The 15,781-nt window shown below is 72.1% G+C and carries 13 protein-coding genes and 1 pseudogene; 2 read left to right on the forward strand and 12 right to left on the reverse strand.

Annotated elements, in window-relative coordinates; translation table 11 throughout:
* Positions 1-65: 65 nt before the first annotated feature.
* The 9 genes and pseudogenes from ACIRP7_RS16040 to infC form a co-directional block, all read right to left on the reverse strand.
* Positions 66-1,406, reverse strand: a complete 1,341-nt coding sequence (locus tag ACIRP7_RS16040) for a transcriptional regulator (RefSeq protein ID WP_403658882.1) — start codon at positions 1,404-1,406, stop codon at positions 66-68.
* A 47-nt stretch (positions 1,407-1,453) separates the two neighbouring features.
* A complete protein-coding gene (locus ACIRP7_RS16045; protein WP_403658884.1) occupies positions 1,454-2,593 on the reverse strand; it encodes a PP2C family protein-serine/threonine phosphatase in 1,140 nt (379 codons plus the stop codon).
* A 146-nt stretch (positions 2,594-2,739) separates the two neighbouring features.
* The gene (gene pheT / locus ACIRP7_RS16050) at positions 2,740-5,238 is read right to left on the reverse strand and encodes a phenylalanine--tRNA ligase subunit beta (protein ID WP_403658887.1); all 2,499 of its coding nucleotides are present in this window, start codon (positions 5,236-5,238) and stop codon (positions 2,740-2,742) included.
* Positions 5,238-6,359: a phenylalanine--tRNA ligase subunit alpha gene (gene pheS, locus ACIRP7_RS16055; RefSeq protein WP_403658891.1), complete on the reverse strand. Its 1,122-nt coding sequence runs from the start codon at positions 6,357-6,359 to the stop codon at positions 5,238-5,240. The genes pheT and pheS overlap by 1 nt, the downstream gene beginning before the upstream one ends.
* 139 nt (positions 6,360-6,498) lie before the next feature.
* Positions 6,499-7,617, reverse strand: coding sequence for an ATP-binding protein (locus tag ACIRP7_RS16060; RefSeq protein WP_403658894.1), 1,119 nt, complete (start codon positions 7,615-7,617; stop codon positions 6,499-6,501).
* Positions 7,618-7,666: 49 nt separating this feature from the next.
* Positions 7,667-8,512, reverse strand: a complete 846-nt coding sequence (locus tag ACIRP7_RS16065; RefSeq protein ID WP_352390145.1) for an RNA methyltransferase — start codon at positions 8,510-8,512, stop codon at positions 7,667-7,669.
* 95 nt (positions 8,513-8,607) lie between these two features.
* Entirely contained in the window at positions 8,608-8,991 is a 384-nt protein-coding gene (gene rplT, locus ACIRP7_RS16070; RefSeq protein WP_352390078.1) for a 50S ribosomal protein L20, read from the reverse strand.
* Between the two features lie 101 nt (positions 8,992-9,092).
* Complete coding sequence (gene rpmI, locus ACIRP7_RS16075) at positions 9,093-9,287, reverse strand: 50S ribosomal protein L35 (RefSeq protein ID WP_003977225.1); 195 nt, start codon at positions 9,285-9,287, stop codon at positions 9,093-9,095.
* Positions 9,288-9,396: 109 nt separating this feature from the next.
* Positions 9,397-10,093 (reverse strand): annotated as a pseudogene (infC, locus tag ACIRP7_RS16080) (translation initiation factor IF-3).
* A gap of 346 nt (positions 10,094-10,439) precedes the next feature.
* Here infC and ACIRP7_RS16085 point away from each other — a divergent pair.
* Positions 10,440-10,805 carry a DUF1844 domain-containing protein gene (locus ACIRP7_RS16085; RefSeq protein ID WP_352390079.1) on the forward strand — a complete coding sequence of 122 codons (366 nt, stop codon included), beginning with the start codon at positions 10,440-10,442 and terminating at the stop codon, positions 10,803-10,805.
* Position 10,806: 1 nt separating this feature from the next.
* On the opposite strand, the gene ACIRP7_RS16090 is transcribed toward ACIRP7_RS16085, so the two are convergent.
* The gene (locus ACIRP7_RS16090) at positions 10,807-11,538 is read right to left on the reverse strand and encodes an SseB family protein (RefSeq protein ID WP_403658899.1); all 732 of its coding nucleotides are present in this window, start codon (positions 11,536-11,538) and stop codon (positions 10,807-10,809) included.
* 150 nt (positions 11,539-11,688) lie between these two features.
* Here ACIRP7_RS16090 and ACIRP7_RS16095 point away from each other — a divergent pair, with 150 nt between their 5' ends.
* Entirely contained in the window at positions 11,689-12,651 is a 963-nt protein-coding gene (locus tag ACIRP7_RS16095) for a serine hydrolase (protein WP_403658902.1), read from the forward strand.
* Positions 12,652-12,655: 4 nt separating this feature from the next.
* On the opposite strand, the gene mycP is transcribed toward ACIRP7_RS16095, so the two are convergent.
* Both mycP and ACIRP7_RS16105 read right to left on the reverse strand, forming a co-directional pair.
* Positions 12,656-13,840 carry a type VII secretion-associated serine protease mycosin gene (mycP, locus tag ACIRP7_RS16100; RefSeq protein WP_403658905.1) on the reverse strand — a complete coding sequence of 395 codons (1,185 nt, stop codon included), beginning with the start codon at positions 13,838-13,840 and terminating at the stop codon, positions 12,656-12,658.
* Positions 13,837-15,603, reverse strand: coding sequence for a hypothetical protein (locus ACIRP7_RS16105; protein ID WP_403658908.1), 1,767 nt, complete (start codon positions 15,601-15,603; stop codon positions 13,837-13,839). Before ACIRP7_RS16105 ends, mycP begins: the two co-directional genes overlap by 4 nt.
* Between the last annotated feature and the right edge of the window lie 178 nt (positions 15,604-15,781).

A 15,781-nucleotide genomic window follows, 5' to 3' on the forward strand; every position in this document is an offset into this window, starting at 1 on the left:
CCTTCCGTCGAGTAAGTGGCAATATCGCAGCAGGGACTGTGGGGTGTCGGCGTCCGTGTGCCGGCCTACAGGGGCACGCGCAGTGCGCCGTCGATCAGTTCGGCTGCCGCGGCCGTGCCCGCGCAGCCACTGCGGACGAGGTGTTCGCGCACCGCTCTGAGTCTGTCGCGCAGCCGCTGGGACTCCATTCCGCGCGCCTGTTCCGCCATCTGTACGGCCGTGGCCACCGCCTTGTCGGCGTTGCCCTGGCGCAACTCGATCGTGCTGAGCATGGCGAGCCGGTGCACCCGGCCCCGGTCGTGGGCCGGGTTGTCGACGGCCGCCGCCGCGTGCGCGGCCGCTGCCGCGAGTTCGCCGAGGCTGAGAAGCGCCTCCGCCACCTGGACGTTGACGAGGCCCGGCTGGACATAGCCGGTCTCGTCGGGCTCGTATCCGCGCCGGATGCGTTCGGCGGCCTGCTCGGCCCGCCGGATGCAGGACAGCGCGGTCGTGCCGTCGCCGAGGTGGGCGTACGCCTTGGCCTGCATCGCGTAGAGGTCGCAGGCGAGCGCCGGGGTGATGTGCTTGCCGGCGGCCCGGAGCGCGGCCTCGGCGAAGGCGACGGCCTGGCGGTACTCCCGCATGAACAGGGACTGGTTGACCAGCAGCGCGATGACGTACGCGCCAAGACCCCGGTCGCCGCTGGCCTTGGCGAGCCTGAGGGCCTGGTGGAAGTAGCGCTGGGCGAGACCGTGGGCGTCGGAGTCGTAGGCGCAGATGCCTGCGACCGCGACCAGTCCGCCGGTGGCGCGGTGCAGTTGGCGGCCCGTCTCGTCGGTGTAGCTGCCGCGCAGCAGCGGGGCGGCCTCGGCGTTGAGGAAGCCGACGATCCGGCTCCGGGTCGCCACCCCGCCGGCCTTGCGGTACATCTGCTCGTAGTGGGTGCGGGCCGCGCGGAGCATATCGATGTCGGCGTGGGTGACCTGGTGCCGGCCGCCGCGCGAGACGTCGACGTCCTCGGGCGGGTTCTCCCACTCCCACACGGGCATGACGGCGGGCGTGCCTGTGACCGCCGGGGCGCCCAGGATGTGCGGGCGTTGCTGTTCGTCGGAGCGCCACAGGGCGGTGGCCCGCTCGACGAAGCCGGACAGGGAGGTGCCGTGCGGGGCGGACGGTTCGCCGGGCACGCCGAGGCCGATGTCGTCGAGGGTGACGGGGCGTCGGAGCCGGCCCGCGAGCACCTCGCAGATCAGGTCGGGCACCTGGCCGCGCGGGCGCTGCCCCTTCAACCACCGTGCCACGGCGGTGTGTTCGTACCTGAGCGCGAGGCCGCGCGCCCTCCCTGCCTGATTCACGTGCGCGGCAAGCCCCGCGTGCGAGATCCCGGCTTCGTCGAGGATCGCGTCGAGCAGAGTGTTGGGCTGCATCCTTGCCCCCCGGGTGGCTCGGTGCCGTCAGATTAGTGGGTTCGCCTTCACACGGGGTGTGAACGGAGTGCCCGAATCCGCAGCGTGCGCGCACTGTTGCGGAGAGTTTCCAGCCGGTTGACTGAAATGCCTCGCAAGAGGACGGCCGGGCCGCCGGCTCCCCCTCGTACAGTGCGGTGGCCCGGCCGTGGACCTGACCGGGAAGGGTGAGGGTGCTGACGGTCGTTCCGAACTGCCAGCAGGGCGACGTCATCCTTGGGCGTGCCGCCGGTGTGGTCCAGTAGCGCCGTGAAGACCCTGCCCACTACCGCCCGGGGTGGGACCTCCACGGCCTCTTGCAGGACTTCGGGCAGGGGAAAGAACCGGCCAGCAGCATCCCTGGCGTCCTCGGCGCCGTCCGTGTGCAGGACCAGGGTCTCGCCCGGGAGCAGAGGGCCGCACTGCAGCCCCGACAAGTCGCCGGGCAGTGGGAACGGCCCGAGGGGAGGCAGCGGGTCGGCGCAGGACAGCGGCTCGACCCCTGAGCCACTGAGCCGGTACGGCCACGGATGACCGCAGTTCAGGCTGCGCAGCATGCCGTCCGCACCGATCTCCAGCAGCAGTACGGTGACGAAGTCCTCGGTGGCCGTGCCGTCCCGTTCGGCGCGCTCGCGCAGGTGCCGGGCGAGCGCACGGTCGAGTCTGCGCAGCACTCCCCCGAGTTCGGGCTCGTCATGGACGGCCTCGCGGAAGCTGCCGAGGACCGCGGCGGCCGTACCGATGGCGGCGAGGCCGTGACCGCGGACGTCCCCCATGACGACCCGTACGCCGTGTTCCGTGGCGACCGCCTCGTACAGGTCGCCGCCGATGGTGGCGCCCCGGTCGGCGGACATCTGGGCGGCGGCCACGGTGAGCCCGTCGATGCGCGGGGGCAAGGACCGCAGCAGCACGCGTTGGGCGGCGCTCGCGACCTGGCGGGCCTGCCGGAGCTCCCGCAGCAGGGCGCGCCGGGCGTGGACGATCAGCCCGGTGCCGACCATGAAGAACACGGCGGTGGTGACGACCCGGGCGCCCAGGGCGTTCTGCTGGGCGAGCGGGCGGGTCAGCTTGTAGGTGATCGCGACGGCACCCCACATGGTGGGCAGCCCCGTCGAGAGCACACGGCGCAGCGACCCCGCCCGGGGAACCGCAGCCTTGACGCACATCATGCCGATGGCCCCCCAAACAGGCCCTGCACACGCAATCGGACCGACCTCGAGAGGCCGGTCCGATTCTGTCGGCCGTATGGGCCACATGGGCCGGATCGCTGGGGGATCTCACCCTATCGAGTGAGGTGACCGCAGGTCCCGCCCACTCAGCCGCGCAGCACGGCCCCCGTACGCTCACCCGCGAGGGCGATCGCCGCGTCCCGAGCCGCGGACGCCTCGTCCACGGTCAGCGTCCGGTCCGCCGCACGGAACCGCAGCGCGTAGGCCAGCGACTTCTTGCCGTCGCCCAGCTGTTCCTCGTTCTCGTACACGTCGAACAGCCGGATGGCCTCGAGGAGTTCACCGGCACCCGCACGCAGCGCGGCCTCGACCTCGGCGTGCGGCACGAACGTGTCGACGACCAGGGCGACATCCTGCGTGGCCACCGGGAACGTGGAGATGCTCGGCGCCTGCGGGGTGTCGTCACCGGCCGCCTCCAGGGCATCCAGGTCGAGCTCCATCGCACAGGTACGCGCGGGCAGCCCGAACGCCTTCACGACCCGCGGGTGCAGCTCACCGGCGTGCCCCACCACGGTGTCCCCGACGACGAACTCGGCGCACCGCCCCGGGTGCCACGGCCCGTACTGACCACCGCGGACGACCAGTTCGACCCCGGCCTCACGCGCGACCAGGCGACCGGCCTCGACCGCGTCGGCCCAGTCGGCCGGGCGGCCCTTGCCCCACCAGCCGGCCTGCTCCCGGGCACCGGCGAGCACCGCGGCCACGTGTCGCGGCTGCTCGGGCAGGGCGGCGTCCAGCTCGGCGATCTCCGCGTCCGTGGGACGCCGGTCCACCGGCAGCACCGCGGCGACCCGCTGCTCCGAGCGCGGCAGGAAGACCAGCCCGGTCTCGAACAGCGCCAGATCGTGCGAACCGCGTCCGTCGTTGCGCCGCAGCGCGCCGAGCAGCCCCGGCAGCAGCGACGTACGCAGCGCGGGCTCCTCGTCGTTCAGCGGATTGGTCAGCCTCACGACACGGCGGGCCGGGTCGTCGGCCTCCAGGCCCAGCCGGTCGAAGACCTGCTCGGAGACGAAGGGGTAGTTCGGCGCCTCGACGTACCCGGCACCGGCCAGCGCCCGGCCCGCCCGGCGGTGCAGCCGCTGGCGGTGGGTCAGGCCCCGCCCGGCGGGCGGCCTGGGCAGCGTGGAGGGCAGGTTCTCGTAGCCCTCCAGACGGATGACCTCTTCGGCCAGGTCGTTGATCTCCTGGAGGTCGGGACGCCAGGACGGCACGGTGACGATCAGCTCGTCCTGCCCGTACACGTCGCAGCCGACTTCCTGAAGACGCCGTACGACCGTCTCGCGGCCGTAGGAGACACCCGCGACCTTGTCGGGGTGGTCCGCGGGGACGCTGATGGTGTGCGGGGCCGACGGGGCGGTGACCTCGGTGACACCGGCCTCGGCGGTACCGCCGGCGAGCAGCACCAGCAGGTCGACCGTGCGCTGCGCGGCAGCGGCGGCGGCCTGCGGATCGACACCGCGCTCGAAGCGCCGGGACGCCTCGGAGGACAGCTTGTGGCGGCGGGCCGTGCGCGCGATGGAGACCGCGTTGAAGTGGGCGGCCTCGATCACGACGTCGGTGGTGCCTTCGCCCTCGGCGTGGTCGGCGATCTCGGTGTTGGCACCGCCCATCACGCCGGCGAGGCCGATCGGGCCGCGGTCGTCCGTGATGACCAGGTCCTCGGCGTGCAGCTTCCGCTCGACGCCGTCGAGGGTGACGATCTTCTCGCCCTCCTCGGCCCGGCGCACGCCGATGGTGCCCTGGACCAGCGAGCGGTCGTAGGCGTGCAGCGGCTGGCCGAGTTCCATCATCACGTAGTTGGTGACGTCGACGGCGAGCGAGATCGGGCGCATGCCGACCTTCTGGAGCCGGCGCTGCAGCCAGAGCGGGGAGCGGGCCTCGGGGCTCAGACCGGTGACGGTGCGCGCGGTGAAGCGGTCGCAGCCGAACGGGTCCAGGACCTGGACCGGGTAGCCGAAGGCGTTCGGGCCCGGGACGTCGAGCAGGGCCGGGTCGCGCAGCGGGATGCCGTAGGCGATGGCGGTCTCGCGGGCCACGCCGCGGATGGACAGGCAGTCGCCGCGGTTGGCGGTGACGGCGATGTCCAGGACCTCGTCGACCAGCTCCAGGAGCTCGATGGCGTCCTTGCCGACCTCGGTCTCCGGCGGCAGCACGATGATGCCGTGGCTGCCGTCGTCGCCCATGCCCAGCTCGTCGCCGGAGCAGATCATGCCGTGGGAGGTCCTGCCGTAGGTCTTGCGGGCGGAGATCGAGAAACCGCCGGGCAGCGTGGCGCCGGGCAGCACGACGACGACCTTGTCACCGACCTGGAAGTTCCGCGCACCGCAGACGATCTCCTGCGGCTCGCCGGTTCCGTTGGCCTGGCCGACGTCGACCGTGCAGAAGCGGATGGGCTTCTTGAAGCCCTCCAGCTCCTCGATGGTCAGCACCTGGCCGACGACCAGGGGGCCCTTGAGGTCGGCGCCGAGATGCTCGACGGTCTCGACCTCGAGGCCCGCGGAAACGAGCTTGGCCTGGACGTCACGGCCGGTTTCGGTCGCCGGCAGGTCGACGTACTCCCGCAGCCAAGAAAGCGGGACCCGCATCAGATCTCCATCCCGAACGGCCGGGTGAACCGGACGTCACCCTCGACCATGTCTCGCATGTCCTCGACGTTGTGGCGGAACATCAGCATCCGCTCGATGCCGAACCCGAAGGCGAAGCCGCTGTACTTCTGCGGGTCCACGCCACAGGCGGTCAGCACCCTGGGGTTGACCATCCCGCAGCCGCCCAGCTCGATCCAGCCCTCGGAGGAGCAGGTACGGCAGGGGCGGTCGGGGTTGCCGACGGACTCGCCGCGGCAGACGTAGCACACCATGTCCATCTCGGCGGACGGCTCGGTGAAGGGGAAGAAGTTCGGGCGCAGCCGGGTCTTCATGCCCTCGCCGAACAGCGCCTGGACCATGTGGTCCATGGTGCCCTTGAGGTCGGCCATGGTCAGGCCCTCGTCGACGGCCAGCAGTTCGACCTGGCGGAAGACGGGGGTGTGCGTGGCGTCCAGCTCGTCGGTGCGGTAGACGACACCGGGGCAGATCACGTACACCGGCAGCTCACGGCTGAGCAGCGAGCGGATCTGCACGGGCGAGGTGTGGGTGCGCAGCACGACACCGGACTCGGTGCCGCCCTGGGGGCCCTCGACGAAGAAGGTGTCCTGCTCGCCGCGGGCCGGGTGGTCCGGGCCGATGTTGAGCGCGTCGAAGTTGAACCACTCGGCCTCGACCTGCGGGCCCTCGGCGACCTCGTAGCCCATGGCCACGAAGACGTCCTCGATGCGCTCGGAGAGCGTGGTGAGCGGGTGGCGGGCGCCGGCCGGTACGCGGTCGTACGGCAGTGTGACGTCCACCGCCTCCTCGACCAGCACGCGGGTGTCCCGCTCGGCCTCCAGCTCGCTCTGGCGGGCGGCGAGGCCCTTGCTGACCGCGCCCCGGGCCTGGCCGACGAGCTTGCCGGCGGCGGCCTTGGCGTGCGGGGGCAGGGCGCCGATCTCGCGGTTGGCGAGGGCCAGCGGGGAGGCTCCGCCGGTGTGGGCGACCTTGGCCTCCTGGAGCGCGTCGAGGGAGTCCGCGGCGGCGAAGGCGGCGAGCGCCTCGTCCCGCATGCGCTCGATCTCTTCCGGTTTCAGGGCCTCGACCTCTACAGGGTCGTACGACTTGTTCGGTGCCGACATCTCTTCCCGTGCTTCCGATTGGCTGGCTGAAGGTCCCCGTCACCGACTCACTCAGCTGTCAGAGGGCCGTCCATGGGACACATGGGTGCCAAAGGCCGAGTCTAACGGGGTGGGGATGTTCGGATGCGCCCGCGGGCACTCAGCTCAAATAGGCCGGAGCGCTCACGGGCAACGTAAATCGGAACTCGGCGCCGCCCTGGGGGCCGCGGCCGACCGTGATGGTGCCGCCGTGGGCCTCGACGATGCCCTTGACGATGTAGAGCCCGAGGCCGGTGCCACCGCGCTTGCTGCCCCGCCAGAAGCGGGTGAAGACGCGGTTCATGGACTCCTCCGGGATGCCGGGACCCTCGTCGCTCACCGTGACCGACGTGCCGGTGTCCTCCCCTTCACGGGGTGACTCCGCGGGCGTGATGTCAATCGTGACGGTTCCCTCGCCGTGCCGCACCGCATTTTCCAGCAGGTTGCTGAGCACCTGGTCGATCTTGTCGGGGTCGGCCCACAGAGCGGGCAGCGGCTGCTCCAGGCGCAGCAGGAACCGGTCGGCGGCGAGGCCCGCGGCGACGTAGGCCTGGATGTGGCGTCCGACGGCGGCGCCGATGTCGACGGGCTGGCGGCGCACCTCCAGCCGCCCGGAGTCGATCCTCGAGATGTCGAGCAGCTCGGCGATGAGGCGGGTGACCCGGTCGGCGTCCGCGTCGACGGTCTCCAGCATCAGGCGCTTCTGGTCGTCGGTGAACCTCTCCCACTTGGCGAGGAGGGTCGCGGTGAAGCCCTTGACGGAGGTGAGCGGGGACCTGAGCTCGTGGGCCACGGTGGCGATCAGCTCGGCGTGGCTGCGTTCGGTGCGGCGGCGGGCCTCGGTGTCCCGCAGGGCGACGACGACACGGCGGACGGGTCCGGTGGGCTCGCTGCGCACGTACTGCGCGGAGACGAGGACCTCACGGCCGCCCGGCAGCAGCAGGTTGCGCTCGGGCTGTCGCCTGCGGATGGCGAGCCCGCCGTAGGGATCGGTCAGCTGCCACCAGCGCCGCCCCTCCAGGTCCTCTAACGGCAGGGCCTTCTCCAACCGCTGTCCGAGGGCGTCCTCGGCGGGCAGAGCGGTGATCCGGGCCGCGGCGGCGTTGAAGCAGATCACGCGGCCCTGCTCGTCCGCGACGACGAGGCCGTCGGGCAGCTGGTCGGGATCGATGGCGAGCTCGGCGAGTCCACCGGCACAGGCCTCGGACACGCCGTGCGCGCTCCTCGTGCCGACACTCATCCCCGCACCCCACCTCTCAGGCGTCTGAGGGGCCCCCGAGCTGGTCACCCTACTGGTTCTCGGTGACGGAGCGGCACCCTCCGGAGGCGCGCTGTGCACGGGCTGACGCGTAGAGACATACGGCGGCCGCGGTGGCGAGGTTCAGACTCTCGGCCTTCCCGTGGATCGGGACGCGCACCACGGCGTCCGCGAGTGCGCGGGTCTCCTCCGGGAGCCCCCATGCCTCGTTGCCGAACACCCAGGCGGTCGGCCCTCCCATGGTGCCCTGGTCGAGCTCGGCGTCGAGGTCGTCGGTGCCGGCCCCGTCGGCGGCGAGGATCCGCACTCCGGCCCGCCTGAGCCCCTCGACGGCGTCCTCCACGGGCACGCCGACGGCGACGGGCAGGTGGAACAGGGAGCCCACGGAGGCCCGTACGGCCTTGGGGTTGTAGAGATCGACGGACGCGTCGGTCAGGACGACGGCCTCGGCGCCGGCGGCGTCGGCGCACCGCAGGACGGTGCCGGCGTTCCCGGGGTCGCGCACGTTCGCGAGCACGGCGACGAGCTTGGGGCGGGCGGCGAGGATCTCCTCGAAGGGGGTGTCGAGGAACCCGCAGATCCCGACGAGGCCCTGCGGGGTGACGGTGGTGGAGATGTCGGCGACGACGTCCTCGGAAGCGAGGTGCACACGGGCCCCGACGGCCCGGGCCGCTCCGATGATGTCGGCGTACCGCTCCGCGGCCTCGACAGTGGCGAACAGCTCGACCAGCCCGTGCCCGGCGGCCTCCCGCACGGCCTGCGGCCCCTCGGCCAGGAACAGCCGCTCCTTCCCCCGGAAGTTCCGCTTGGCGAGCCGCCGGGCGGCGGAGACGCGGGGGGAACGGGGGGAGATCAGCTCGGGGGTGCCGGGGGGCATGCTCTTCACCTTCGGGAGTGTCCGGGAAACAGTGGACCCGCAGGCTTCACAGCCTGCGGGTCCACACAGTCACGTCGGCCGAGGCCGGCGCGGCGTCACGCAGCCTTGGGGGCGTTCACGTCCGCCGGCAGCGCCTTCTGGGCGGCCTCGACGAGCGCCGCGAAGGCGGTCGCGTCGTTGACGGCCAGCTCGGCCAGGATCTTGCGGTCGACCTCGATGTTCGCCGCGTTCAGGCCCTGGATGAAGCGGTTGTACGTGATGCCGTTGGCGCGGGCAGCGGCGTTGATGCGCTGGATCCACAGCCGGCGGAAGTCGCCCTTGCGCTTCTTGCGGTCGTTGTAGTTGTAGACCAGCGAGTGGGTGACCTGCTCCTTGGCCTTGCGGTACAGGCGCGAACGCTGACCGCGGTAGCCGGAGGCCGCCTCGAGGATCGCCCGGCGCTTCTTGTGGGCGTTGACTGCCCGCTTGACGCGTGCCACTTGTTAACTCCTTGTAGCGGGGCCGTGGTTGGACTCACACGGCCCGGTATCGATGGGGTCCCGGTCCAGACGTACGGCGCTCAGTGAGGGCGCCGCGTACGTCACTTGCCGAGAAGCTTCTTGATCTTCGCGGCGTCGCCCGGGGCCATCTCGGCGTTGCCGGTGAGGCGACGCGTCACGCGGGACGACTTGTGCTCGAGCAGGTGGCGCTTGCCGGCGCGCTCACGGAGCACCTTGCCGGAGCCGGTGATCTTGAAGCGCTTGCTGGCACCGCTGTGCGACTTGTTCTTCGGCATAGCGCCGTTATCTCCTCGTCGGTGGCGCTCCGGTGCCCGGTCCTGAAACCGGGCACTGTGAGCGTCGCTCTTGTATCGGTGGTGTCCTGGGGACTCGCGTCCCCGGGGGTCACGCCTCGGCGGAAGCCTCTGCCGGGGCCTCGACCTCGACCTCGGTCCCGTCCTCGGCGTGGTCGTCCTCCGCGGCGTTCTGCGACTTGCCGGGGTTGGCCTTCGCGTCTGCCTTGCGGGCTTCCTGCGCCTGGCGGGCCTCGGCCATCGCCTCGGTCTTCTTCTTGTGCGGACCGAGAACCATGATCATGTTTCGGCCGTCCTGCTTAGGGTTCGACTCGACGAACCCGAGGTCGGCCACGTCCTCCGCGAGACGCTGCAGCAGTCGGTAGCCCAGCTCGGGCCGGGACTGCTCGCGACCACGGAACATGATCGTGATCTTGACCTTGTCGCCCTGCTTGAGGAACCGGACGACGTGACCCTTCTTGGTGTCATAGTCGTGCGGGTCGATCTTCGGCCGGAGCTTCATCTCCTTGATGACCGTGTGCGCCTGGTTCTTGCGCGCCTCACGGGCCTTCATGGCCGACTCGTACTTGAACTTCCCGTAGTCCATGAGCTTGCACACAGGCGGACGGGCGGTAGCCGCCACCTCGACCAGGTCCAGGTCGTACTCCTGCGCAAGCTCCAGTGCCTTGGCCAGGGGGACGATGCCCACCTGCTCGCCACTGGGACCGACAAGTCGCACCTCTGGAACGCGAATCCGGTCGTTGATGCGGGGCTCGGCGCTGATGGATCCTCCTCGGTTAGCACCACACGGCGGTCTGGCGGACAGCCGCGTATGTCTCTTTTAGACTGACCTAACCGCGCCGAAGCACAAAAAATGCCCCGGACGATCACAGACGGGGCTCCAAAACACTGCCGGAGCACCGCCGCGATGACGCGGGGCGCGCTTTCGGGCGATTCCATCGTCCGTACGGAACGATGGTGACCGCCTGACCGGGGTGACCCGCCGCCCTGGGGGCGGTCAGGTGGGAGATCGGAGCCTCCACTTGTGGGCCGGTCACACTTACACACAGGTGTGTCCGGCCGGTCGTCACACAAGGTTAGCAGCAACCCGGGGGTGGTGCGAACCGGCGTGCACCGGGCCCTATCGTGTGGGACATGAGTGACACCCCTCCCCCGTCTGCCGGGGCCCCCGACTTCGACGACATGACCCGCGACATCGCCGAGGTCCCCGCCGTCGAGGTGATCGTGACGGTCGCGGTCAACCTGATGAGCGCCGCCGCCGTGAAGCTCGGTCTGACGGAGGAGGGCGACAAGTACAAGGACCTGGACGAGGCCCGCAAGCTGATCCACGCCCTCGCCGGTCTGCTGGACGGGAGCGCGACGGAGATCAGCTCCTTCCACGCGGCCCCCCTCCGGGACGGCCTGAAGTCCCTCCAGCTCGCATTCCGCGAGGCGTCCCTGGTCCCGGACGAGCCGGGCCAGGGCCCCGGTGAGAAGTACACCGGGCCGATCTACGGCTAGCTCATCCCCGTACGTACAAGGGCTCGCCCGGAGGCGTGGTCCCGGCCGGCAGCAGTGCCAGGTCGAGGCCCCGCACCAGGCGGGCCCTCAGTGTCTCGTCGGCGGCGAGGCGCTCGGCGACGGCCCGCGCGGCGTCCGCGGGCGACGCGGTGGGCTCCAGCACGAGGGCCAGGGTGCCGTCGGCCTGCCCCGGCCCGAGGTGGGCGCGGAGCACGGCGGGCTCGGCGGCCACGGCGTCCCGTACGGCCCCGACGACGGCCGGGTCGGCCAGCGGGTCGGCGCTCGCGCGGCCCTCGGCGAGCGCGAGCAGCGCGGGACCGGTCAGCTCGAAGGGCACCGGACCGGCGAGGTCCAGGACGACCGTGTCCGCCTTCTCGTGCGCGGCGGCCTGCAGCGCCTGGTGCAGGGGTACGGCGACCGGGCGGGCCTCGGGGTCCCAGCGGGCTAGGGAGTCGGTGGAGGTGAAGGCGGGCAGAGCGGTCCGGGATCCGGCCTTCAGCGTCGGCACGGCCATGTCGCTGGTCTTCTCGCGGCGCAGCCCGTTCTCGTCCTCCTCGACCTCGCCGAGGACGGCCACCACGGGGACGAGCAGCCGGGCGCCCTTGAGGGCCTCCAGGACGGGGTCCACGGCGGCCCGGTCCTCGGCCCAGGCCGCGAGCGCCGCGCTCAGCCGGGGATCGGCGGAGCCGTCGTCGTCGGAGAAGCCGGGGTCGGGAATGTTCTTGTTCGCCACGGTCACCGACCCTATAGGGGACTTGCTGCTGCGGTTGTGCGGGCCCGGAAACCCGCCCGTGACGGCTTTCACGGGTTTTTCAGAGTTCGCTGACACAGCTCTAACGTCCGTCTAACGGCCCGCACAGTCGGCGGCCCGAGCATCGGCGGCATGGAGTCCTCCAGAGCCGCCCGACGCCGCGCCCGCAGGTTCCCCCGGCGGCCTTTGATGTACATCGCGCTCGCCTCCGTCGCCGTCGTCGGCGCCACGGCCGGCGGGACCGTGTACGTGAAGGCGCAGGCGCACTCGGGAGCGGGCGTCGTATCGTCGGCGGCGACGTCGTCGGCCTCGCCCTCGTCGGCGATCACGCCCACGACTCAGGAGGCGGCCGTGGCGGAGCCGGTGGTGGATCTCGACGAGCGGCTGGCCGATGCCATGAAGTCGGTGAGCGTGACGGGCGAGCAGCGGGTCTCGGCGGCGGTGCTCGACCTGGAGTCGGGCGACAGCGCGGTCCACGGCGACGGCGCCTTCGACACGGCGAGCATCGTGAAGGTCGACATCCTGGCGGCGCTGCTGCTCCGGCACCAGGAGGCGGGTACGCGGCTGAGCGCGCGGGAGAAGGCGTACGCCACGACGATGATCCAGAACAGCGACAACACCTCGGCGTCCGCCCTGTGGGCCATCATCGGGAAGGCCCCGGGGCTCGACGCCGCCAACGAGAAGTTCGGGCTGACCGGTACGCGGGGCGGCGACGGGGCGCTGTGGGGGCTGACCCGGACGACGGCGGCCGACCAACTCACCCTGCTCCAGCAGGCCTTCGGGGACGACTCGGAGCTGAGCGAGGCCTCGCGGTCGTATCTGCGGGAACTGATGGGGCAGATAGAGGCCGACCAGCGGTGGGGCGTGTCGGCGGTGGCCGACGGGTCGGGGTGGGCTCTGAAGAACGGGTGGCTGCCGCGCAGTACGACCGGGCTGTGGGACATCAACAGCATCGGCCGGGTGACGGTGGACGGCCACGCCTATCTGGTGGCCGTGCTGTCGGACGGCAACACCACGCAGGCGAAGGGGATTTCGCTGGTGGAGGCAGTGGCGAAGGCGGCGGTGTCGGTGTTCACGGGTGCGGCGGTGCGCTGAGGGTTCAGAAGCCCTCGTAGGACCGGCGGGGGCCGCGGCGGCCGCGCCACAGGACCACCGCGGTGATCAGCAGGGCCACGCCCAGGCCACCCGCCAGCGGGGCAGCCCAACTGACCGTGTCGTCCTGCGACTCGGCGGTGTCCGGGCCCTGGCCGAAGTACTTCTCTCCGTAGGCGGCCGGCTCCAGGCGCTCCGGCTTCAGGCGGGCCGCCGCCTTGAGCGCTGCCGCGGGGTCGACGAAGCCGAAGCCCCGGGAGTCGTCGCGGCCGCCGGCGGGGGCGTTGCGGGCCGTGTCCTCCAGGAGGCGCTTGATCTGCGCGGGCGTCAGCCCGGGGTGGGCGGCCTTGACGAGGGCGACCGCGCCCGAGACGAACGCGGAGGCGGCGCTGGTCCCCCAGCCCTCGTAGTACTTGTGGTCGGGGTCGGCGATGACCACGTCGTCGCCGGGGGCCGCGACCGTGGCGTACCAGCGGCGGGTGGAGAAGGAGGCGCGAGTGCCGAACTTGTCGACGGCGGTGGCGGCGATGACGCCCGGGTAGGCGGCCGGGTAGGAGATGTGGTCGCCCTTCTCGCCGCCGTTGCCCGCGGAGGCGACGACGACGGCCCCCTTCCTGAGCGCGTACTGGACGGCGTCGTCCTCGCCGGCCTCGGGGTGCGCCGAGGCGGAGTCGTCGCCGAGGGAGAGGTTGATGACGTCGGCGCCGTGGTCGGCGGCCCAGCGGATGCCCTCGGCCAGGGCGTTGCCGCGGGTGTTGCGGGCCCTGGAGCGGGCCGGGTCGCCGTCCTCCAGGATCACGCGGACGGGAAGGATCCTGGCCTCGGGGGCGATGCCCATGACCCCGTCGCCGTTGCCGACGCCGTGTCCGTGACCGGCGATGATGCCGGCCATGGCGGTGCCGTGCCGGGCCCAGGGGCGCTGTCCCCGCACGGCCCCGAAGCCGATCATGTCCTTGCCGGTGAGGACGTTGCCGACGAGGTCGGGGTGGTCGTTCTCGACGCCGGTGTCCAGGACGGCGACGGTGACGCCGGCGCCCTTGGTGGTCTGCCAGGCCTGCTGGGTGTGCATGGCGTCCAGGGCCCACTGTTTGGCGCGGATGCCGTCGGCGTGCGCGGCGGTGGGCGGGACGAGGGCCACGGAGGCGGCGAGCAGCACGCTCAGGAGACCCGCCCTGCGGGTGGTGACGCTCATGAGGGCTGCTCCGAGGGCGAGGTGACGGTCTTGCGCAGGGCGCGTTCGACACGGTCGGCCAGGCCCTGGGCCTCGTTGCCGAGGCCGGCCTGGGCGGCGGGGGTGGTGTCGCCGGACTCCATGGCCTGCTCGGCGGGCTCGGGGGTGTCGACGGTACGGCCGTCCGCCCAGCCGGAGACGGCGTAGGCGACGACGGGGGCGTCGGTGAGGACGGAGATCGTCCAGGAAGCCCGCTGCCGGGTCCCGAAGTCGGCCGCCAGGGTGTTCTTCGCGGCGTACGGGAGAGGCATCAGGTCGGTGCGGGTCTCCAGGCCCTCTTTGGTGAAGCGGGTGTCGAGGGCGCGCATGGCGGGGGCGTCGGCGTCGGTGAAGAGGAGGCCGACGGTGGTGACGTAGCTCTGGGTGGCGTCCGCGTAGGTGGCGCGCAGGAGGCGTTCGCAGCCGACGGGAGCGAGGGCCTTGCGCAGCAGGGGGTCGAAGGCGTCCTGGCAGCCGCTGTCGGGGGCGACGGCGATCCGCGTCCAGGTGCGGTCGGCTCCGCCGGGTCCGGCGCCCTGGCCGTCCACGGTCGGCGGGAACAGGTTGTCGACGGGCACGCTGTGCCACAGTTCGCCGGCCGCGGCGAAGGTGTCGCCGGGACCGTCGTTCCGGGCGTCCCCGATCAGCCAACTCCCGGTCACGGCACCGCCGATGAGTCCGAGTCCGAGCACGACGCACGCGGCCACGGCGGCGATCCGGGGAGGAATCCGCACCCCCCACGACCGCTCCTGGCAACCGACCTCGGGCTCTCCGAACGACACAACGGGTCGTCCGTTGCCGGGAGTTCCGTCATGCGGGGGCATGGCGGCGCTCCAGGAGAGAGCGGGGTCGGGGGTGAGTGCGGTGGGAGCCGGACGGGCCTCGGGCCTGGGCGGTACGGCGGTAGGGTGCGCCCTTGACGCGGACGCCGTGGGAACGGGCCGCATCCGGAAGGTCGTCTCCGAGGCGGTCTCGGCGGGGGCACGGGCAGGACGCGGCGGCACGGACGGCTGAGACCTCGGCCGGGGCGGCGCGGACGCGGTGCCGGAGTCCGTCGGGCGCGACTGGGGCCTGGCCGCGGGCGGCATCGGACCGGGGGCGGCCGTGCGCGCGTCGGCGTCGGTGCCGCGCCTGGACGACGGCACGGTCCGGTCACCGCTGCCCGCGCGCGGTTCACGATGGCCGGAGGCCGTCCTCGAGTCGGCGCCGCCGGAGGCCGGTGGGGTGTCGGGGAAGCGGGCCGAGGCCGGAGGCGGGGGCGGGATGCTGCCGGGGTACGGCGCTCCCGAGTTCGCGGACTCCGGGCGCCGGGTGTCCTGGGCGCCGGACGCGGACCGCGCGTTCGCTTCGGGACCCGAGCCGGTGCGGGACTGCGCCGGTGCGGTGCCGGAGTTGTCCGCGGGCGCGGAGGGGGTCTCCCCATCGGTCCTACGGCCGTCAGACATGGCGTGCGCCTCGCCGCGGTCCGGCGTCGACGCCGGACCGGTGCCGTGCGTCGTGCGTATCGGTGGCCGACCCGCGGCGGTCGCGCGAGGTGCGGTAGGGCCGACGTCCTGCCGCCCCGCTCCACCGGGCGTCTCCCGGCCGGCCCCCGCCGGCTCACGTCCCTGTATGTCGGCCGGTGTGCGGGTGGCTGTCTCTCCCGAGCTCTGCCAGTCGAAGCCGCCGAACGTCGGCCGGGACGGTGTTCCGGTGCCCCGGCGGGCCCGTTCGCCGAAGGCCTGCCAGTCGGAGTCGTCGTTCATCCGTCCGCCCGGCTCCACAATCTCTCGTTCGACCGAATGTCCCGGCTCCTCGGACCCGCCCTCGCCCACCGTCGGCGGCTGGGCCGGCCTCGGTGGGGTGGTCGGGCGTGGAGGAATGGAGGCGCGGCGTGCTTCCGTGCTCATGCACCCCCCGTTTCCTCATGTCCGGGCCGTTCGG

It is taken from the genome of Streptomyces sp. NPDC102270, assembly GCF_044766405.1.
Taxonomy (GTDB): domain Bacteria; phylum Actinomycetota; class Actinomycetes; order Streptomycetales; family Streptomycetaceae; genus Streptomyces.